Genomic DNA, 19339 nt, shown 5'->3' with positions numbered 1-19339 from the left:
CCCCGGCGCGTCATTGCGCCGGCGGCGATCTCCCCTCTCCCGCTTGCGGGAGAGGGGAGATCGCCATCGGCAAACCGTCGGCAGTCGGCTACACCGCGGCCGCCTTCTCCAGCCACTTCCTCATCTGATCCGTCACCGCCGAGCTCGAGAACGAGCAGCTTTCCTGCGCGAACACGGCGGACATTTCCAGCCGGCGCAGCAGTTCTTCCATCGCCTGCCCGAACACGGGCGGCAGCGTCAGCGCGGGCGCGGCCTCGCGCCAGCTGCGCACCAGCGCATCGGCCGCCAGGGCGCCGCCGAGATGCTGTTCCAGCGCCGTGCGCATGCCCGTCAGCGCGGGCGCATTGCTTGCGGTAGCGCTCATTGGCGCGCTCTCCTTTCTTTGTAGAGTTCGCGGAACGTGCGGCCGCTCGGGGCCGGCATGTCGCGGGTCGCGGTCCAGCCGCGGCCGGCCATCGGCAGGCTGGCGATCCGCTTGTCGCTGCCGCCCATGCGCGCCAGCAGCCGCGCGCCGAGGCGGGTGGCGAAGGCGTACAGGCCCGGCCGGCTGGCAACGTAGCCCCACGCTTTCAGGCCGAGCCGCTCCTGCCACGGCCGCAGGCCGCGTTCCATCTGTTTTTCGCGCAACTTGCGCAGCAGGTCCGAGAGCGGGATCGAGGCCGGGCACACGCGGTTGCATTCTCCGCACAGCGTGGCCGCCTGCGGCAGGTCCAGCGCGTTGGCCAGGCCGACATAGCTCGGCGTCAGCACGCTGCCCATCGGCCCGGGGTAGACCCAGCCGTAGGCATGCCCGCCGATCTTCTGGTAGACCGGGCAGTGGTTCATGCAGGCGCCGCAGCGGATGCAGCGCAGCATCTCCTGGAACTCGCCGCCGATCAGGCCGCTGCGCCCGCCGTCGACCAGCACGAAGTACATGTGGTCGGGGCCATCGCGCTCGCCTTCGGCGCGCGGGCCAGTGAGCAGCGAGAAATAGTTCGAGATCGCCTGGCCGGTGGCCGAGCGCGGCAGCAGGCGCATCACGGTGGCCAGGTCTTCCAGCGTGGGCAGCACCTTCTCGATGCCGGTCACGGCCACGTGCACGCGCGGCATCACCGTGCACATGCCCTCATTGCCCTCGTTGGTCACCACCGCCACCGAGCCGGTCTCGGCGATGATGAAGTTGCCGCCGGTCACGCCCATGTCGGCCGAGAGGAATTCCGGGCGCAGCATCTCGCGCGCCTCGCGCGTCATCTCGGGGATGTCGGTCAGGCGCGGCTTGTGGTGGACCCGCGCGAACAGGTCCGCGATCTCTTCCTTGTCCTTGTGCACCACCGGCGCGATGATGTGCGACGGCGGCTCGGCGTCGTTGATCTGCAGGATGTACTCGCCGAGGTCGGTCTCGACGCTCTGCACGCCCATCTCGCCCAGCACCTGGTTCAGGCGCATTTCCTCGGTCACCATCGACTTGCTCTTGATGACCTTCCGGACGCCATGCTTTTGCGCGATCTCCGCCACCAGCCGCGCGGCGTCGGCCGTGGTTTCGGCGAACAGCACGGTGGCGCCGCGGCGCGTGGCGTTTTCCTCGAAGGTGGCGAGCCACACGTCGAGGTTGTCCAGCGCGCGGTTGCGGCGCTCCTTGAGCGCTTCGCGCGTGGCCTCGAAGTCAAGGTCGCGCATCGCATCCGCGCGCGCGGTGACGAACTTGGTGGAGAGCTTCTTGAGGTTCTGCTGCAGGCGCTGGTCGGCCAGCTTCTGGCCCGCGCGCGCCTTGAATTCCATGCTGCGAACTTGCATAGCGGGATCTCGCTGATGTTGTGTTCTTGCGTTGCGTTGCGTTGCGATCCGGCCCGGCTCAGGCGTCGCCGGCCAGCACCTGCGCGATATGCAGGACCCGCGTGCGCGTGTCGCCGGTCCTGCGCAGGCGGCCTTCGATGTTCAGGATGCAGCCCAGGTCGCCCAGCACCACGGCATCGGCGCCGCTGGCCTGGATGTTGGCGCATTTCTCGTCGACGATGGCCGTCGAGATATCGCCGTACTTGACCGAGAAGGTGCCGCCGAACCCGCAGCAGGCCTCGCAGTCCTTCATCTCGCTGAGCTGCACCCCGGGCAGGTGCGCCAGCAGCGCGCGCGGCTGGCTCTTGACACCGAGCTCGCGCAGCCCGGAGCAGGAATCGTGGTAGGTGACGTGGCCGGCGAATTTCGAATCGAACTCGCCGAGCCTGGCCACGTTGGCGAGGAAGTCGGTCAGCTCGAACACGCGCGCGCGCAGGCTTTCATAGCGGCCGTTGAGCTCCGGGTCGTCGCGCAGCAGGTCGGCATAGTGGCGCAGCACCATGCCGCCGCAGGAGCCGGACGGAATCACCACGTAGTCGAACATCTCGAACTCGCGCAGGAATTTCTCGGCCAGGTCGCGCGCCACGGCGCGCTCGCCCGAGTTGTAGGCAGGCTGCCCGCAGCAGGTCTGCGCTGCGGGCACCATCACTTCGTATCCCGCCTTCTCCAGCAGCTTGAGCACCGAAAAGCCGATTTCCGGACGCATCAGGTCCACCAGACAGGTGGCGAACAGGCCGACTCGCATTGTTTCCCTTTTCCAGACCCCGAAACCTCACGATTATGCGCTTTTGGGCACCGTGCCGCATCGTCTGGGCAACCGCCGGGCCGACTTTTCGTGCGAGAGCCATGTGCGCGCCGGGACATATCCGGAGCGCGCGCCAGCCGAGGTTTTGTTCGGCAATCGCATTTCACCTATTGAAATTTTCACAATGCGAGATAGAATCAGGCAACCGCTTAATTTGCCGCATGGCAACATTTCCCATGGCTGAAGCAGACAAAGAACCCGGCAAGACGTCCATCCAGGTCATCGAGCGCATGATGACGCTGCTCGACTCGCTGGCGCAGCACGCGGATCCCGTCAGCCTGAAGGAGTTGTCGCTGGCCACCGGCCTGCATCCTTCCACCGCGCACCGCATCCTCAACGACATGGTGGCCTGCCGCTTCGTCGACCGCTCCGACCCGGGCAGCTACCGGCTCGGCATGCGGCTGCTGGAACTGGGCAACCTGGTCAAGGCACGCCTGTCGGTACGCGACGCGGCGCTGGCGCCGATGCGCGCGCTGCATCGCGTGACGGGCCAGACGGTCAACCTGTCGGTGCGCCAGGGCGACGAGATCGTCTACATCGAGCGAGCCTACAGCGAGCGCTCGGGCATGCAGGTGGTGCGCGCCATCGGCGGGCGGGCGCCGCTGCACCTGACCTCGGTCGGCAAGCTGTTCCTGGCGGCCGACGAAATCAGCCGCGTGCGCAACTACGCCACGCGCACCGGGCTGGCCGGCCACACCCGCACCTCGATCACCGACCTCATCAAGCTCGAGCGCGAGCTCAACTGGGTGCGCACCAACGGCTATGCGCGCGACAACGAGGAGCTGGAGCTGGGCGTGCGCTGCATCGCCGCCGGCATCTACGACGACTCGCGCCGGCTGGTGGCCGGCCTGTCGCTGTCGGCGCCGGCCGACCGCCTGCAGGAAAGCTGGCTGCAGAACCTCAAGGACACCGCGCTGCAGATCTCCCGCGGCATGGGCTACGCGACCGACGTGGCGGCAGCCTGACCCTGGCGCGGCGCGATGGCCCTGTAACGGAGCAACGGAGCGCGCCGGCCCTTCCCTGCCGGGCCGGCATTCACGATGTCATTCGAATAAGTATTTACCCTTGGTTTTCAGATAACCTGATTAGCAGTATGCTGCCGGGCATGCGAACCAGAGCCATCACGCTTACCGAACAGGTGACCCAGCAGTTGCGCGCGGAAATCGCCGAGGGCGTCTATCCCGTCGGCGCCCGGCTGCCTTCGGGCAAGCAGCTTGCCGAACGCTACGGCGTCAGCCCCGCGGTGATCCGCGAAGTCACCGAGCACCTGCGCTCCCAAGGCCTGGTGGAAAGCCGCCAGGGGCTCGGCAGCACGGTGCTTTCGCGCACCGGCAACGGCGGCTTCCGGCTGCCGCAGGAAATCGGCGTCGACCGCGGCGAGCTCGCCAGCATCTACGAACTGCGGCTCGACCTGGAAAGCGCGGCCGCCGCGCTCGCCGCGCAGCGGCGCACCGCCACGGAACTGGCGCGGATGGAGGCACTGCTCGCGCAGCTCGGCGCGCAACTGCACGACCCGGACCGCAGCGTGGAAGCCGATACCGCCTTTCACGTGGCGATCGCTGCCGCCACCCACAATCCGTATTACCTGCAACTGCTGCAATACCTGAACCTGCAACTGCACCAGGCGGTGCATGCCGCGCGGCTCAACACGCGCCAGCAAGAAGGCTTGTCCGAGCAGGTCCACCAGGAGCACCTGGCCCTCTTCCATGCCATCCGCGCCGGCGACGCCGACCTGGCGCGCGCGGCCGCGGTGTCGCACCTGCAAGGCGCCGCCGCGCGGCTCGGCCTGCCGGTGGCGGCGCGCTGCACCGATCCATCCCATCCCGCGGCCTGAGCCGCATCGTCTTACCGGACGTCTTACCGGACAGAACCACCATGCAAACTTCCGACTTCCTGCCCCGCCTGGCCGAAGCGCTGGGCCCCGATGTGGTGGCCACCGGGCCCGACCAGGTGGCGCCCTGGCTGGCCGACTGGCGCGGCCTCTACCGCGGCAATGCGCAGGCCGTGGTGCGGCCGCGCTCGGTGGACGAAGTGGCGCGCTGCCTGGCGCTGTGCCAGCAGGCCGCGGTGCCGGTGGTGCCGCGCGGCGGCAATACCGGCCTGTGCGGCGGCGCGGCGCCCGACAGCAGCCCCGCCAACGTAGTGCTGAGCCTGGACCGCATGAATGCGATCCGCTCGGTCGACACCATCGCCAACACGATGGTGGCCGAGGCGGGCTGCATCCTGGGCAACCTGCGCCGCGCCGCGGCCGAGGCGCACCGCCTGCTGCCGCTCAGCCTGGCAGCCGAGGACTCCTGCCAGATCGGCGGCAATCTCGCCACCAACGCGGGCGGCGTCAACGTGGTGCGCTATGGCATGACGCGCGAGCTGGTGCTGGGCGTGGAAGCCGTGCTGCCGAGCGGCGAGATCTTCCACGGCCTGCGCGCGCTGCGCAAGGACAACACCGGCTACGACCTCAAGCAGTTGCTGATCGGCTCGGAAGGCACGCTCGGCGTGATCACCGCCGCCTCGCTGCGGCTGTTCCCGCGCACCGATGCGCGCTCGGTGGTGCTGGCGGCGGTGGCATCGCCGCAGCAATCGCTGGCGCTGTTCGAACTGCTGTTCGAGCAATGCGGCGCGCGCCTGCAGGCGTTCGAGTTCTTCACCGGCGATTGCGTGGACCTGGTGCTCAAGCACGCGGAGGGCGTGCAGGAACCGTTCAGCCAGCGTTATCCTGCCTACGTGCTGGTGGAACTGGCCGACACCACCGACGAGGAGGCGCTCAATGCCCTGCTCGAGCGCGTGATCGGCGAAGCGCTGGAACGCGAGCTGTGCCTGGACGCGGCAGTCTCGGCTTCGCTGGCGCAGTTGCAAAGCCTGTGGAAGCTGCGCGAGGAAATCTCCGAGGCGCAGCGCGCGGACGGTCCCCACCTGAAGCATGACGTGTCGCTGCCGATCGAGCAGATCCCGGCCTTCATGGCTTCCATGGCAACGCGCCTGAAGGCCGTCAGCCCGAGCATCCGCCCCTTCGTCTTCGGCCATTTCGGCGACGGCAACCTGCACTACAACCTGTCGCGCCCGGCCGGCGCGGAGCGCGACTGGGCTGCCGTGCACGGCAAGGCGCTGACCGCCGAGGTGCTGGACGAAGTGGCGCGCTACGGCGGCAGCATCAGCGCCGAGCACGGCATCGGCCAGCTCAAGCGCGACGACTTCCTGCGCCTCAAGGACCCGCTGGAACTGCGCCTGATGCGAAGCATCAAGCAGTTGCTCGACCCGGCCGGCATCATGAATCCCGGCAAGCTGCTCTGAGCGCCCTCCCCGCGGCTCGCGGTGCGCTGCGGCGGGAGCGGACAGGATAAAAAAACGCGCCATCGGCGCGTTTTTTCGTTGCGGACTTGAGCGGACGGCGGGCGGGCCGGCACCTTGCATGGCTCAGCCCGTCATGCCGTCATTCCGGTGCGGGCATCAGATGCCACGCGCCTGCTGGGCGGCCAGCACGGCCTGGGGGCTGTTGGCGGGCCCCTGCGTCAGGTTGGGCGAGGCCGGGAACGGGTGTGCCGGCGCGGACGGCGAGTGTTCCAGCCAGTCCTTCACGCGGGTGGCGTCGGCAAAGCGCGACAGCTTGCCCACCGAATCCAGGAACACCATCACCACATTGCGGCCGTTCACGCGCGCCTGCATCACCAGGCACTGGCCAGCCTCGGAAATGAAGCCGGTCTTCTGCAGGCCGATTTCCCAGTTGCCGCCGCGCACCAGCCGGTTGGTGCTGACGTAGTGCTGGGTGCGTCCGAGCACGTTGACTTCATGCTCGGTCTGCGTGGAAAACTCGCGGATGGTGGGATTGCGGTAGGCCGCGTTGACCAGGCGCACCAGATCCCCGGCGCTCGAGACATTGCCGCTCGACAGGCCGCTGGAATCGACGAAGTGGCTGTCGTTCATGCCCAGCTCGCGCGCCTTGCGGTTCATCGCCTGCACGAAGGCCGGCAGTCCGCCCGGGTAGCTGCGGCCAAGCACGGAGGCCGCGCGGTTCTCGGACGACATCAGCGCCAGCAGCAGCAGTTCCTGGCGGCTGAGCTGCGTGCCGAAACGCAGGCGCGAGCTGCTGTGCTTTTCGTTGTCGCGGTCGTCTTCGCTGATGGTGAGGATCTCGTCCATCGGCAGGTGCGAGTCCATCACCACCAGCGCCGTCATCAGCTTGGTGATGGAGGCGATCGGCAGGACCGCCGCCGAATTCTTCTGGAACAGCACCTCGTTGGTGTTCTGGTCCATCACCAGCGCCACGCTGGAGCGCAGCGCCAGCGCGTCCTCGGTGTTGCGCAGGCCGAGCGCCTCGCCCAGCGACGGCTTGGCCGGCGTGAACGCCGCGCGCACCGGCGCCGCCTGCCGTTGTGCGATCACCTGACGCCTGCCGTTCTTCAGCACGACGACCTTGCGCGTGGCAACACGCTCGGCGGCAACGGATTTAGATGAGGTTGCCGACTTTTTCTCGGATTTCGAGACTTTTGCCGACTTTTTGGTGGACTTTGTCGTTTCCGCCTTGGTGGCGGCATCGGCCGTGGGGACGGCCAGCATGGAGACGGTCAGCAGCACCGAAGCCGCAACCGAAGTCAAAGGGACAGAGCCGAAGAATCTGGAGAATAGGGAGGAATCAGACCGGAACATGATTCATTCAGCGCGCAGCTAGGATGGCGCCAGTTTAGGAAAAAAAGAAATTGTTAGCAAGATTAAAGACTTACGAAGGCTCTTTAAAGTTCGATTTGCAAACAATTCCACATTACGGAAAAAGCGGGTCAGACATCACACAACACGTGCTGCCCGGCCGACTCGGACTGTGGTAATTCCACCGCACGGCACTACCGGTGCCACACGGTGCGCGCCTCGCGCGGGCCGCTCGCGCGGCCACGGCAAGTACGCAGATATTCAAGCCGGCAGGACGCTCCGACAGTGCGCCCGGCCACCTTCCAGCCGCGCCTCAGGAAAGGAAACGCGCGAACTCGCTTACCGGTTCACGCTCCGTACTAAGGGTATTCTCTATGGCCGCCGGATCGGCATGGCCAAGCGCCATCCCGCACACCACCATTTCATCTTCCGTCAGGCGCAGGTGCCGGGAAATCACCGCATGGAACTGCGTGAACGCGGCCTGCGGGCAGGTATCCAGCCCGCGCGCCCGCGCCGCCACCATGATGCTCTGCAGGAACATGCCGTAGTCGAGCCAGCTCCCCTGTTCCAGGATGCGGTCGATGGTGAATATCATTCCCACCGGCGCGTCGAAGAAGGTGAAATTGCGCGAATGCTGCGCGTGCATGCGCGCCTTGTCCTCGCGGCTGATCTGCAGCAGGCCGTAGAGATCCCAGCCCACCTTGCGCCGGCGGTCGATATAGGGCGGCACCCACTCGCGCGGGTAGTACGGATATTCCTCGCGGTACTTGCTGTCGCGCTGCGGATCGTCATAGGCGGCCAGCACGTCGGCCGACAGTTTCAGCTTGGCCTCGCCGGTCAGCACGTAGACCCGCCACGGCTGCACGTTGGTGCCGGACGGCGCGCGGCTGGCCACGGCCAGGATCTCGCTGACCGTTTCGCGCGGCACCGGCGTATCGAGAAAAGCGCGCACCGAGCGCCGCGTGATGATGGCCTGGTCGACCACCGTGGCGTCCCGTCTTTGCTGCGAGTCCATACGTTTATCCTTCTGTTCTTCGTCTCACTGCCCCGGCGCTTCGTGCACCAGGGCTTGCAGGGCATTGCGCAGCGCGGCCGGCAGCGGTACCGGGCGGCGCGTGGCGCGGTCCACGTAGACGTGCACGAAATGCCCCTGTGCCGCGGCAATCTCTTCGTCGTTGCGGAACAGCCCCACCTCGTAGCGCACGCTGGAATTGCCAAGCCGCGCCACGCGCAGCCCCGCCACCACCGTGTCGGGAAAACTCAGCGCGGAAAAGTAGTTGCACTGCGTCTCGATCACCAGCCCGATGGTCTCGCCGGCCTCGAGGTCGAGCACGCCCTGACGGATCAGGTAGGTGTTCACGACGGTATCGAAATAACTGTAGTAGATGACGTTGTTGACATGGCCATAGACATCGTTGTCCATCCAGCGCGTGGTGATGGGCTGGAAGTGGCGGTAGGCGCTGCGCGTGTCGGCGGTCGGTTTCATCGGTGGCTGGGAAAGTAGGTTCAGCGGCGCATCACCAGGGCCACGCCGCCTGCGGCAAGGACCATGCCGAAGGCCGCCAGCGGCGGGAAGCTCTCGCCGAACAGCAGCCACGCCATGGCGGCCGTGGTGGGCGGCGTGAGGTACATCAGGCTCGACACCTTGGTGGCCGCGCCTTCGCGGATCAACAGGAAAAGCAGCGAGATGGCGCCGATCGACAGCGCCACCACCGACCAGGCCAGCGCGCCGACCATCTCGGCGGTCCACTCGACGTGGCGGGTCTCGGCCAGGAACATGAATGGCAGGCAGGCCAGCGCGGCCGCGGCGAACTGGATCACCGAGCCCATGCGCAGGTCGAACACCGGGCAATAGCGCTTCTGGTAAAGCGTGCCGAACGTGATCGAGAACAGCGCACCCGCGGCGAGCAGCAGGCTCGGCACCGACAGGCCGGCCGTGGTGAGCTTGTTGGCCACCACCAGCCCGACGCCGGCCAGGCCGAGCAGCAGCCCCAGCCACTGCCGCCGGCGGATGGTCTCGCCCATGCGCGCGGCCGCCACCGCGGTCAGGACCGGCTGCATGCCGACGATCAGCGCCGACACGCCGGCCGGCATGCCCAGCTTGACCGCGGCCCATACGCCGCCCAGGTAGCCCGCCTGCAGGAACAGGCCCGCCAGCGCGATATGCCCGACCATGCGCCAGTCGGTGGCGCCGCCGCGCCGCGGCAGCGGGACCCGCGCCAAGGCCACGAACGGCACCATCAGCACCAGCACGCCGGCAAAGCGCAGGAACAGGAAGGTCATGGGTTCCGCGTGCGGCATGCCGTATTTCGCCACGATGAAACCCGTGCTCCAGATGACGACGAACAGCCACGGCATGGCCACCACCCACAAGGCGCCGCGCAGCGTGCCGGCCTGGCTGCCGGCGCTCATCGGGCGGCGGCCTCCGCCATGCCGGCTGCCGCATGCCGGCATGCGGCATGACGTGCGTGATACTGCGCCGCCAGCGCGATGGTCTGGGCATGCACGGCAACGGTATCTTCGATCTGGTTGCCATAGCCGCCGGCCATCGCCACGGCCACCGGCAGGCCCCGCTGCAAGGCCGCGTCGAACACCAGGCTGTCGCGGCGCGCCAGGCCGGCCAGCGTCAGCTTGAGGCGGCCGAGACGGTCGCCCTCGTGTGGGTCCGCGCCGGCGAGGTAGATGATCAGGTCGGGGGCAAAGCGGCTGAACAGCGTATCGAGTGCGTCCCGCAGCGCCCGCGCATAGGCTTCGTCGCCGCAGCCGTCGGGCAGGCCGACGTCGAGGTCGCTGGCCTCCTTGCGGAAGGGATAGTTCTTCTCGCCATGCAGCGACAGCGTGAAGACGAAGGGATCGCCGCGCAGGATGGAGGCGGTGCCGTTGCCCTGGTGCACATCGAGGTCCACCACCGCCACGCGCCCGGCCAGGCCGTCGCGGCGCAGCTGGCGGGCCGCGATGGCGGCGTCGTTGAACACGCAGAAACCGCCGCCCTTGTCCGCATAGGCGTGATGCGTGCCGCCGGCCAGGTTGACGGCAATGCCCTCGCGCAATGCGGCGCGGCAGGCTGCGATGGTGGCGCCGGCCGAACGCCGCGAGCGCTCCACCATGGCCTCCGACCACGGGAAGCCGATCTCGCGCTGGCGCGCCGGGTCGAGCTGCCCGCGCGACACGCTGTCGACATATTCCCGGGTATGCGCCAGCAGCAGGGAATCGTCGCCGGCGCGGGGCGCCTCGGCCAGCGTCAGCCCCGCCACGTCGCGCTCGACCGCTTCCCGCAGCATGCTGTACTTGCGCATCGGGAAGCGGTGGCCCTCGGGCAGCGGCAGGACGAAATGATCGGCGTAGAAGGCAAGCATGGGAAACGGGAAACCGGCGTCGGGCGGCCGGTTGCGCCCGGTGAAGCCGGGCTTCCGGCAGACCGCGATGGTAGCACTGCGCCGCCGACGGCGTACTGGCGCCGCCGCGGCCTGCAGCGGCGGAACGCCTCCGCAAGCCACGCCGCAGCGCCGACATTGGGGTGCGGCATCCACCGCTCTCGCTCCCCCGCCGGGCGCCGCGCACGGACTTCAAGGCGATTTATTTGTGCATTGCACAAGAAGACCTTGACAGCCTTTTTCTTTCCCCTACAATTGGAATTGTTGCGGCGCACCATCCGAAGTTGCCAAGCAATCGGAACGTACCTGCAACCCCCTACGCCTGGGGCTGGCTGACGAGAGACCGTTATTCGTCATGGCTTTGACATCTGGGCGGCCTAATTTTGCATGATCTTGAACTTCATCATTGGAGACTCGCATGAACTTCACCCCGGAACAAGTCGCTGCAGCGCAAAAAGCCAATCTGGAAACCATCTTCGGCCTGACCACCAAGGCATTCGAAGGCGTTGAAAAGCTGGTCGAGCTGAACCTGCAAGTGGTCAAGGCGACTTTCGCGGAAAACGTCGACAACGCCAAGAAGGCGCTGTCCGCCAAGGATCCCCAGGAATTCCTGGCCATCCAGGCTTCGCTGGTCCAGCCGGTCGCCGAAAAGACCCTGGCCTACAGCCGCCACCTGTACGAAATCGCCTCGGAAACCCAGTCGGAATTCACCAAGGTCGCCGAAGCCCAACTGGCCGAGAACTCGAAGAAGGTGCAAGCCCTGGTCGAGAACTTCGCCAAGAACGCCCCGGCCGGTTCCGAATCGACCGTGGCCATCGTGAAGTCCGCGATCAGCGCCGCGAACAACGCCTACGAGTCGGTCCAGAAGGCCACCAAGCAGGCCGTCGAAATCGCCGAAAGCAACTTCCAGGCAGCCGCCTCGGCCGCCACCAAGGCCGCCCAGCAAGCCAGCGCCACGGCTCGCACCGCGACCAAGAAGGCCACTACCGCCGCCTAAGCAGCACGCACGGTAGACGGACCGGCTCCGGCCGGTTCGTTGGCAAAGCGCGCATGGCACATACCGGCGCGTTTTGCCAACGAAGGCAAGCGGGATCGACAAGCCCCTGCCCTCTATCGATGTCTCCTCGGTATCCGGTTTCTCGTATTCCAATACCGTTAATACCCGGCCATGCGCCGGGTTTTTTTTGGAGCATCCCGCGGCGGCAGGCAGCGGAAAAACCGCCCGGGGCCGTCCAGGGGTTCGAGTCCCCTCCCTCGCCTCGCCACTCCCCCGCATCCTTGCCGGCCTTTCCACGCGGCGCAGCCGCGCATGGCGACCGGGTCCAAAAATCTGGCCGTTAATTGCGAATTGACGATAAAAAAGGCCCGCCATGAGCGGCGGGCCTTCCTGGTCCTGCGCAGCCGCGCTTCAGCGCTTGCGCGGCGGCGGGACGTCCGTGCAGACGCCTTCGTAGATCTCGGCCGCCATGCCGATCGACTCGCCCAGCGTCGGGTGCGGATGGATGGTCTTGCCGATGTCCACCGCGTCGGCGCCCATCTCGATCGCCAGGCACACTTCGCTGATCAGGTCGCCGGCATGCGTGCCGACGATGCCGCCGCCGATGATGCGGTGGGTTTGCTCGTCGAAGATCAGCTTGGTGAAGCCCTCGTCGCGGCCGTTGGCGATGGCGCGGCCCGAGGCGGCCCACGGGAACACGCTCTTGCCGTACTTGATGCCCTGTGCCTTGCACTGGTCTTCGGTCACGCCGGCCCAGGCCACCTCCGGATCGGTGTAGGCCACCGACGGGATCTGCTTGACGTCGAAGTAAGCCTTCTCGCCATGCGCGGCCTCGGCGGCGACGTGCGCCTCGTGCACCGCCTTGTGCGCCAGCATGGGCTGGCCCACGATGTCGCCGATGGCGAAGATGTGCGGCACGTTGGTGCGCATCTGCTTGTCGACGTCGATGAAGCCGCGCTCCGTCACGGCCACGCCGGCCTTCTCGGCGCCGATCTTCTTGCCGTTGGGCACGCGGCCCACCGACACCAGCACGAGGTCGTAGCGCTGCGGCTCGGCCGGCGCCTGCTCGCCTTCGAACCGGACGTAGATGCCGTCCGGCCTGGCTTCCACGCCGACGGTCTTGGTCTTGAGCATGACCTTGCCGAAGCGCTGCTTGTTCATCTTGTCCCAGACCTTGACGAGATCGCGGTCGGCGCCCTGCATCAGGCCGTCGAGCATTTCCACCACGTCGATGCTCGCGCCCAGCGTGCTGTACACGGTGGCCATTTCCAGCCCGATGATGCCGCCGCCGATGACCAGCATCTTGTTCGGCACCTCGGGCAGCTCCAGCGCGCCGGTGGAATCGACGATGCGCGGGTCCTCGGGGATGAACGGCAGCTTGACCGCCTGGCTGCCGGCCGCGATCACCGCCTTCTCGAAGCGGATCACGGTCTTCTTGCCGGTGGTGGCCTTGCCGTCGCCTTCGGTTTCCTGCACCTCCAGGTGATGCGGGTCGAGGAAGCTGCCGATGCCGCGCACCACCTGCACCTTGCGGGTCTTGGCCATGCCGGCCAGGCCGCCGGTGAGCTTGCCCACCACCGTGTCCTTGTAGTGGCGCAGGCCGTCGAGGTCGATCTTGGCTTCGCCGAACAGGATGCCGTGGGCGGCCAGCGCCTTGGCTTCGTCGATCACGGCGGCGTTGTGCAGCAGCGCCTTGGACGGGATGCAGCCCACGTTCAGGCAGACCCCGCCGAGGGTGCCGTAGCGCTCGACCAGCACGGTGTTCATGCCGAGGTCGGCGCTGCGGAAGGCGGCCGAATAACCGCCGGGGCCCGAGCCCAGCACCAGCATCTCGCAGGTGATGTCGGCGCTGCCGGCATGCGTGGCGGCGGCGGGAGCCGCTGCCGGAGCCGCTGCCGGGGCCGCAGCGGCGGCGGGCGCGGCGGCCGGAGCCGGCGCGGGGGCAGCCGGCCTGGCGGCCGCTTCGCTCTCGACCGTGCAGATCACGGCGCCCTTGGCGACCTTGTCGCCCACCTTCACGCGCACCTCGACCACCTTGCCGGCGGCCGACGCGGGCACGTCCATGCTGGCCTTGTCGGACTCGAGCACGATCAGCGACTGCTCCACCTCGATCGTATCGCCGGCCTTGACCAGCACCTCGATGACTTCCACCGCGTCGAAATCGCCGATATCCGGCACCTGGACTTCGATCACACTCATGCTTTGCTCCTCAAAAACGCGTCCCGCCTCAGATGCGGGCCGCGCCGTCGTTATTGGTTGCCCCGTCGCCGGGCATGTCGCGCAATTGCACCACCTGCACTTCGACCGGCCCCGCCGAACTCTTGTCGAACTCCACGCCCGCGTCCACGCCGATGCGGGCGATGTCGGCCGCGCCCAGCCCGGGCCGGTCGAACACCGCGTGCATGGCGCCGAGCGCGTAGTTGCGCCCCGAGCCGATGCCCCAGAAGCGGTCGAACGAGAACACCTCGCGATACGAATAGACGCCGAAGATGCCCGCCGGATTGGCGATCAGGCAGACGATCTGCGACGACTCGTAGGGATCGTCCTCGTCTTCCTTGGTGTTGATGAAATACTCGTTCTTGAGCTTTTCATGCACCTTGAGGAAGGTCCGGAAGACGTCGTCGCGCGAGCCCAGCCGGCAGTCCTCGCCCAGCCCGGCCAGCAGGCTGCGCATGACCGGGAAATGCGCGGTGGTCCCGGCCAGCGCGACGAAGCTCTCGCCCACCGGGAACACCTTCTGGTTGCGCTCGTAGGCACGCGTGAGCCGCGTGTCGCCGAACGTCACCAGCGCATCGGCGGCAATCGCCACTTCACCGGCCTTCTTGACGACGACGCAGGTGGTCATGGATCTCGCTTCCTGTTGGGGGCCTGCCGGCGGACGGCGCCCGCGCCGGCGACAGGCGCGCGCGGCAAGCCGCGCACGCGCTGTCCGCCTTAAAGGATGATGCGGCGGAAGTCCGCCAGCAGCTGGCCGAGGTACGCGTTGAAGCGCGCCGCCTCGGCGCCGTCGATGACGCGGTGGTCGTACGACAGCGACAGCGGCAGCGTCAGGCGCGGCACGAACTGCTTGCCGTCCCAGACCGGCTTCATGTACGACTTGCTCGCACCCATGATGGCCACTTCCGGCGCGTTGATGATCGGCGTGAAGTGCGTGCCGCCGATGCCGCCCAGCGACGAGATCGAGAAGCAGCCGCCCTGCATCTGGTCCGGCTTGAGCTTGCCGTCGCGCGCGGCCTTGGCGAGCTCGCCCATTTCCTGGCTGATCTCGAGCACGCCCTTCTTGTCCGCGTCCTTCAGCACCGGCACGACCAGGCCGTTCGGCGTATCGGCGGCGAAGCCGATGTTGAAGTACTTCTTGTAGACCAGGTTGTCGCCGTCGAGCGAGGTGTTGAAGTTCGGGAATTTCTTCAGCGCCGCCACGGCGGCCTTGATGATGAAGGCCAGCATGGTGACCTTGACGCCCGACTTCTCGTTTTCCTTGTTGAGCTGCACGCGGAACGCTTCCAGCTCGGTGATGTCCGCCTCGTCATTGTTGGTGACGTGCGGGATCATGACCCAGTTGCGGTGCAGGTTGGCACCCGAGATCTTCTTGATGCGCGACAGCGGCTTGCTGTCGATCTCGCCGAAGCGGGTGAAATCGACCTTCGGCCACGGCAGCAGGTTCAGGCCCGCGCCGCCGGCCGGCGCGGCCGCGGCTTGCGCGGGCGCGGCGGCCTGACCGCTCATCACGCCCTTGACGAAGCGCTGCACGTCATCCTGGGTGATGCGGCCCTTGGGGCCGGTACCCGGCACGCGCGACACGTCCACGCCCAGCTCGCGCGCGAACTTGCGCACCGAGGGGCTGGCGTGGGCGGCGGCGCCGGTCACGCCGGCGGACGGCGCGGCGGCCGGAGCCGGCGCGGCCTGCGGAGCCGGGGCCGGCGCAGCGGCAGCCGCTGCTGCCGGCGCGGGCGCGGCGGCCGGTGCGGACACGGGGGCGCTGGCGGCGGGCGCGGCGGCCGCGCTTTCGAGGATCAGGATCAGCGTGCCTTCGGACACGTTGTCGCCGATCTTGACCTTGACTTCCTTGACCACGCCGGCGGCGGGCGAAGGCACGTCCATGGTGGCCTTGTCGGACTCCAGCGTGACCAGCGCGTCTTCGGCGCTGATGGTGTCGCCGGGCCGGACATGGACTTCGATGACGGGCACGGAGTCGTAGTCGCCGATGTCCGGCACCTTGACTTCGATGGGGCCGGCAGCGGCAGCCGCGGGGGCGGGTGCGCTGGCCGGTGCCGGTGCCGGTGCGGCGGCCGGCGCGGGCGCGGCGGCCGCGGGAGCCGGCGCCGGGGCGGCCGGAGCAGGCGCGGCGGCGGCCTGGCCGGCCGGTTCCAGCATCACCAGCACGGCGCCTTCGGACACGTTGTCGCCGACCTTGATCTTGACTTCCTTGACGGTGCCGCCTTGCGGCGACGGCACGTCCATCGTCGCCTTGTCCGATTCCAGGGTCACCAGGGCGTCTTCCGCCTGGATGGTGTCGCCCGGTTTTACATGCACTTCGATGACGGGAACGGCGTCGTAATCGCCGATATCCGGCACCTTGATTTCAATCGCTTGACTCATTCAGTGTCTCCTGGGCAAGACGGCGGGCACGGCAAGCACCAGCGGCGAGGTTACCCTCACCGCCTGGATCTGTCACGCCGCCGCGCCGCAAGGCGCCGGGCTTCAAGCCCGGGCGCCCCGGCACGGCTGCCGCTCCTGCGGGGGTTTCGTGCAGTCAGCCGGCTTAGACCGACATCGGGTTCGGCTTGCTGGGGTCGAGGTTGTACTTCTTGATGGCTTCGGCCACCTTGTCGCGGCCGATCGCGCCTTCGTCGGCCAGCGCCTTCAGTGCCGCCAGCGTCACCCAGTGACGGTCCACCTCGAAGAAGTGGCGCAGCTTCTCGCGGGTATCCGAGCGGCCGAAGCCGTCGGTGCCCAGCACCACGTAGCGGCGCGGCACGAACGGACGGATCTGCTCGGCGAACGCGCGGATGTAGTCGGTCGAGGCGATCACCGGGCCGCGCACGCCCTTGAGCTTCTGCGCGACGAACGACTCGCGCGGCGTCTCGGTCGGGTGCAGCAGGTTGAAGCGCTCGGCGTCGTGGCCTTCGCGGGCCAGCTCGGTGAAGCTCGGGCAGCTCCACAGGTCCGACTCCACGCCCCAGTCCTTCTTGAGCAGCTCGGCCGCGGCGATGACTTCGCGGAAGATCGTGCCCGAGCCCAGCAGCTGCACGCGCGGCGCGTTGCTGTTCTCCACGCCCTTGCGGAACTGGTACATGCCCTTGACGATGTCGCGCTCTACGCCAGCCGGCATTTCCGGATGCTCGTAGTTCTCGTTCATCACCGTCAGGTAGTAATAGACGTCTTCCTGCTCCACATACATGCGGCGCATGCCGTCCTGCATCACCACCGCCAGTTCGTACTGGAAGGTCGGGTCGTACGAGATGCAGTTCGGGATGGCGGCGTGGAACACGTGCGAATGGCCGTCTTCGTGCTGCAGGCCTTCGCCGTTGAGCGTGGTGCGGCCCGAGGTGCCGCCCAGCAGGAAGCCGCGCGAGCGCATGTCGGCCGCGGCCCAGCACAGGTCGCCGATGCGCTGGATGCCGAACATCGAGTAATAGATGTAGAACGGGATCATCTGCACGCCGTGCGTCGAGTACGACGTGGCGGCGGCGATCCAGTCGCACATGGCGCCGGCTTCGTTGATGCCTTCCTGCAGCACCTGGCCAGTCTGCGATTCCTTGTAGAACATCAGCTGGTCATGGTCCTGCGGCACGTACTTCTGGCCTTCCTGGTTCCAGATGCCGACCTGGCGGAACAGGCCTTCCATGCCGAAGGTGCGCGACTCGTCCGGCACGATGGGCACCACGTGCTTGCCGATCTGCTTGTCCTTGAGCAGGGTGTTCAGGATCCGCACGAAGGCCATGGTGGTGGACACTTCGCGGCCTTCGCCGGTGGCCTTGAGCAGCGCGTCGAACGCGGACAGCTCGGGGATCTGCAGCGGCGCGGCCTTGAGGCGGCGGGCCGGCAGGTAGCCGCCCAGCTCCATGCGGCGCGCGCGCATGTATTCCAGTTCCTTGGAGCCTTCCTCGAAGGTGAGGTAAGGCACGTCCTCGATCTTGTCGTCGGTGACGGGAATGTTGAACTGGTCGCGGAACGCGCGGATGGCTTCCACCGGCATCTTCTTCTGCTGGTGGGCCACGTTCATGGCCTGGCCGGCGTCGCCCATGCCATAGCCCTTGATGGTCTTGGCCAGGATCAGCGTGGGCTGGCCCTTGTGCTCGCTGGCGGCCTTGTAGGCAGCGTAGATCTTGTGCGGATCGTGGCCGCCGCGGTTCAGGCGCCAGATGTCGTCGTCGGACCAGTCGGCCACCATCGCCTTGAGTTCCGGCGTGTTGAAGAAGAACTCGCGCACGTAGGCGCCGTCCTTGGCCTTGAAGGTCTGGTACTCGCCGTCCACGCATTCCATCATGCGCTTCATCAGCAGGCCCTTGGTGTCGCGCGCCAGCAGCGAATCCCAGCGGCTGCCCCACACCACCTTGATGACGTTCCAGCCGGAGCCGCGGAATTCGGATTCCAGCTCCTGGATGATCTTGCCGTTGCCGCGCACCGGGCCGTCCAGGCGCTGCAGGTTGCAGTTGATGACGAAGACCAGGTTGTCGAGCTTCTCGCGCCCGGCCATGCCGATCGCGCCGAGCGATTCCGGCTCGTCGGTCTCGCCGTCGCCGAGGAAGGCCCACACCTTGCGGTCGCCGGCCTTGGCCAGGCCGCGGCTGTCCAGGTACTTCATGAAGCGGGCCTGGTAGATCGCCATGATCGGGCCCAGGCCCATCGACACGGTCGGGAACTGCCAGAAGTCCGGCATCAGCCACGGGTGCGGGTAGGACGAGATGCCCTTGCCGTCCACTTCCTGGCGGAAGTTGTCGAGCTGGTCGGTGGTCAGGCGGCCGAGCAGGAAGGCGCGCGAATACACGCCCGGAGCCGAATGGCCCTGCACGAACACGAGGTCGCCGCCGTGGTTCTCGGAGGGGGCGTGCCAGAAGTGGTTGTAGCCCACGTCGTACAGCGTGGCCGCCGAAGCGAACGACGAGATATGGCCGCCGACGTTTGTATGCTTGTTGGCGCGCAGCACCATCGCCATGGCGTTCCAGCGCGTGTACGAGCGGATGCGGTGCTCGACGTCCTGGTCGCCGGGGATGCGGGCCTGCTGCTCGACCGGGATGGTGTTGATGTACTGCGTCTCGGCGTGGAACGGCTGGGTGACGCCGTTCACGCGTGCGTATTCGATCTGCTTGTCGATCAGGAAGGCAGCGCGCTCGGTGCCTTCGGCGGCCAGCACGCCCTGCAGGGCGGCGAGCCATTCGTGGGTTTCCTGGGGATCGGCGTCGTTGGCGCTGCTGGCGCCGAGGATCTGCTCTGGTACAGCTGACATGACTGTCTCCTGGTGAATGCATGCCGCGGCGCTCCCGGATTGTTGTCGTGGGAACCCCGTCCTGACGGGTGACTACGGTACGGCGCGGAGCCTGCGAAAACCTTGCCAGGCATTGCTCGCCTGCAGCAGGCGCAGCCCCGCCGTCCGCGCTTTTCGGTCGGACCGATTCTATGGAAGCAGATAGGGCAAGACAAGCCAAATTTTCAAATTGCGATATGGTTTCTCATAATGCGGAATATTGCGGCGGCGCATCACAAGCCGGC

The 19339-nt window shown here is 67.2% G+C and carries 16 protein-coding genes; 4 read left to right on the top strand and 12 right to left on the bottom strand.

Annotation, left to right across the window (positions count from 1 at the left end; all coding sequences use genetic code 11):
* Positions 1–88 precede the first annotated feature (88 nt).
* Genes ACKI2N_RS08740 through ACKI2N_RS08730 form a run of 3 tightly spaced genes read right to left on the bottom strand, consistent with a single transcriptional unit; the run spans position 89 to position 2557 of the window.
* The gene (locus ACKI2N_RS08740; protein WP_420993823.1) at positions 89–364 is read right to left on the bottom strand and encodes a hypothetical protein; all 276 of its coding nucleotides are present in this window, start codon (positions 362–364) and stop codon (positions 89–91) included.
* Entirely contained in the window at positions 361–1773 is a 1413-nt protein-coding gene (locus ACKI2N_RS08735) for a LutB/LldF family L-lactate oxidation iron-sulfur protein (RefSeq protein WP_420993822.1), read from the bottom strand. Before ACKI2N_RS08735 ends, ACKI2N_RS08740 begins: the two co-directional genes overlap by 4 nt.
* Positions 1774–1831: 58 nt before the next feature.
* Positions 1832–2557 carry a (Fe-S)-binding protein gene (locus ACKI2N_RS08730; protein WP_420993821.1) on the bottom strand — a complete coding sequence of 242 codons (726 nt, stop codon included), beginning with the start codon at positions 2555–2557 and terminating at the stop codon, positions 1832–1834.
* A 236-nt stretch (positions 2558–2793) separates the two neighbouring features.
* Here ACKI2N_RS08730 and ACKI2N_RS08725 point away from each other — a divergent pair, with 236 nt between their 5' ends.
* The 3 genes from ACKI2N_RS08725 (at position 2794) to ACKI2N_RS08715 (ending at position 5905) form a co-directional block, all read left to right on the top strand.
* Entirely contained in the window at positions 2794–3582 is a 789-nt protein-coding gene (locus tag ACKI2N_RS08725; RefSeq protein ID WP_420993820.1) for an IclR family transcriptional regulator, read from the top strand.
* 140 nt (positions 3583–3722) lie between these two features.
* Positions 3723–4451 (top strand): FadR/GntR family transcriptional regulator, encoded by a 729-nt coding sequence (locus tag ACKI2N_RS08720; protein WP_420993819.1) that lies wholly within the window; start codon positions 3723–3725, stop codon positions 4449–4451.
* Positions 4452–4492: 41 nt separating this feature from the next.
* The gene (locus ACKI2N_RS08715; protein WP_420993818.1) at positions 4493–5905 is read left to right on the top strand and encodes an FAD-binding oxidoreductase; all 1413 of its coding nucleotides are present in this window, start codon (positions 4493–4495) and stop codon (positions 5903–5905) included.
* A gap of 156 nt (positions 5906–6061) precedes the next feature.
* Here ACKI2N_RS08715 and pbpG read toward each other — a convergent pair whose 3' ends face one another.
* The 5 genes from pbpG to ACKI2N_RS08690 all read right to left on the bottom strand — a co-directional run bounded on the left by pbpG (position 6062) and on the right by ACKI2N_RS08690 (position 10611).
* Positions 6062–7258 (bottom strand): D-alanyl-D-alanine endopeptidase, encoded by a 1197-nt coding sequence (pbpG, locus tag ACKI2N_RS08710; RefSeq protein ID WP_420993817.1) that lies wholly within the window; start codon positions 7256–7258, stop codon positions 6062–6064.
* Between the two features lie 310 nt (positions 7259–7568).
* Positions 7569–8270, bottom strand: coding sequence for a nitroreductase (locus ACKI2N_RS08705; RefSeq protein WP_420993816.1), 702 nt, complete (start codon positions 8268–8270; stop codon positions 7569–7571).
* A gap of 24 nt (positions 8271–8294) precedes the next feature.
* The gene (locus ACKI2N_RS08700; RefSeq protein WP_420993815.1) at positions 8295–8741 is read right to left on the bottom strand and encodes an acyl-CoA thioesterase; all 447 of its coding nucleotides are present in this window, start codon (positions 8739–8741) and stop codon (positions 8295–8297) included.
* Between the two features lie 20 nt (positions 8742–8761).
* Positions 8762–9667: a DMT family transporter gene (locus ACKI2N_RS08695; RefSeq protein ID WP_420993814.1), complete on the bottom strand. Its 906-nt coding sequence runs from the start codon at positions 9665–9667 to the stop codon at positions 8762–8764.
* A complete protein-coding gene (locus ACKI2N_RS08690; protein WP_420993813.1) occupies positions 9664–10611 on the bottom strand; it encodes a histone deacetylase in 948 nt (315 codons plus the stop codon). The genes ACKI2N_RS08695 and ACKI2N_RS08690 overlap by 4 nt, the downstream gene beginning before the upstream one ends.
* 436 nt (positions 10612–11047) lie before the next feature.
* On the opposite strand from ACKI2N_RS08690, the gene phaP1 reads away from it, so the two are divergent.
* Positions 11048–11626 (top strand): TIGR01841 family phasin PhaP1, encoded by a 579-nt coding sequence (phaP1, locus tag ACKI2N_RS08685; protein WP_420993812.1) that lies wholly within the window; start codon positions 11048–11050, stop codon positions 11624–11626.
* A 411-nt stretch (positions 11627–12037) separates the two neighbouring features.
* Here the strand turns inward: phaP1 and lpdA are convergent, their stop codons facing one another.
* The 4 genes from lpdA to aceE all read right to left on the bottom strand — a co-directional run bounded on the left by lpdA (position 12038) and on the right by aceE (position 19076).
* Entirely contained in the window at positions 12038–13825 is a 1788-nt protein-coding gene (gene lpdA, locus ACKI2N_RS08680) for a dihydrolipoyl dehydrogenase (RefSeq protein ID WP_420993811.1), read from the bottom strand.
* A 28-nt stretch (positions 13826–13853) separates the two neighbouring features.
* The gene (locus ACKI2N_RS08675; protein WP_420993810.1) at positions 13854–14471 is read right to left on the bottom strand and encodes an MFS transporter; all 618 of its coding nucleotides are present in this window, start codon (positions 14469–14471) and stop codon (positions 13854–13856) included.
* Positions 14472–14560: 89 nt separating this feature from the next.
* The gene (gene aceF, locus ACKI2N_RS08670; RefSeq protein ID WP_426990752.1) at positions 14561–16225 is read right to left on the bottom strand and encodes a dihydrolipoyllysine-residue acetyltransferase; all 1665 of its coding nucleotides are present in this window, start codon (positions 16223–16225) and stop codon (positions 14561–14563) included.
* A gap of 163 nt (positions 16226–16388) precedes the next feature.
* Entirely contained in the window at positions 16389–19076 is a 2688-nt protein-coding gene (gene aceE, locus ACKI2N_RS08665) for a pyruvate dehydrogenase (acetyl-transferring), homodimeric type (protein WP_420993807.1), read from the bottom strand.
* Positions 19077–19339: the final 263 nt, after the last annotated feature.

The sequence above is a fragment of the Cupriavidus sp. 30B13 genome (genome assembly GCF_049059565.2).
Taxonomy (GTDB): Bacteria; Pseudomonadota; Gammaproteobacteria; order Burkholderiales; family Burkholderiaceae; genus Cupriavidus.
Note: the sequence above shows the minus strand (reverse complement) of the source record. Positions and strands in the feature narration are given on the sequence as shown.

Excerpts from the sequence above, each read along its gene's own strand:
- ACKI2N_RS08730 (WP_420993821.1), bottom strand. The coding sequence starts at position 2,557 with ATGCGAGTCGGCCTGTTCGCCACCTGTCTGGTGGACCTGATGCGTCCG.
- ACKI2N_RS08675 (WP_420993810.1), bottom strand. The coding sequence starts at position 14,471 with ATGACCACCTGCGTCGTCGTCAAGAAGGCCGGTGAAGTGGCGATTGCC.
- ACKI2N_RS08700 (WP_420993815.1), bottom strand. The coding sequence starts at position 8,741 with ATGAAACCGACCGCCGACACGCGCAGCGCCTACCGCCACTTCCAGCCC.
- ACKI2N_RS08695 (WP_420993814.1), bottom strand. The coding sequence starts at position 9,667 with ATGAGCGCCGGCAGCCAGGCCGGCACGCTGCGCGGCGCCTTGTGGGTG.
- ACKI2N_RS08740 (WP_420993823.1), bottom strand. The coding sequence starts at position 364 with ATGAGCGCTACCGCAAGCAATGCGCCCGCGCTGACGGGCATGCGCACG.
- pbpG (WP_420993817.1), bottom strand. The coding sequence starts at position 7,258 with ATGTTCCGGTCTGATTCCTCCCTATTCTCCAGATTCTTCGGCTCTGTC.
- ACKI2N_RS08705 (WP_420993816.1), bottom strand. The coding sequence starts at position 8,270 with ATGGACTCGCAGCAAAGACGGGACGCCACGGTGGTCGACCAGGCCATC.
- ACKI2N_RS08735 (WP_420993822.1), bottom strand. The coding sequence starts at position 1,773 with ATGCAAGTTCGCAGCATGGAATTCAAGGCGCGCGCGGGCCAGAAGCTG.
- aceF (WP_426990752.1), bottom strand. The coding sequence starts at position 16,225 with ATGAGTCAAGCGATTGAAATCAAGGTGCCGGATATCGGCGATTACGAC.
- phaP1 (WP_420993812.1), top strand. The coding sequence starts at position 11,048 with ATGAACTTCACCCCGGAACAAGTCGCTGCAGCGCAAAAAGCCAATCTG.
- lpdA (WP_420993811.1), bottom strand. The coding sequence starts at position 13,825 with ATGAGTGTGATCGAAGTCCAGGTGCCGGATATCGGCGATTTCGACGCG.
- ACKI2N_RS08725 (WP_420993820.1), top strand. The coding sequence starts at position 2,794 with ATGGCTGAAGCAGACAAAGAACCCGGCAAGACGTCCATCCAGGTCATC.
- ACKI2N_RS08690 (WP_420993813.1), bottom strand. The coding sequence starts at position 10,611 with ATGCTTGCCTTCTACGCCGATCATTTCGTCCTGCCGCTGCCCGAGGGC.
- ACKI2N_RS08720 (WP_420993819.1), top strand. The coding sequence starts at position 3,723 with ATGCGAACCAGAGCCATCACGCTTACCGAACAGGTGACCCAGCAGTTG.
- aceE (WP_420993807.1), bottom strand. The coding sequence starts at position 19,076 with ATGTCAGCTGTACCAGAGCAGATCCTCGGCGCCAGCAGCGCCAACGAC.
- ACKI2N_RS08715 (WP_420993818.1), top strand. The coding sequence starts at position 4,493 with ATGCAAACTTCCGACTTCCTGCCCCGCCTGGCCGAAGCGCTGGGCCCC.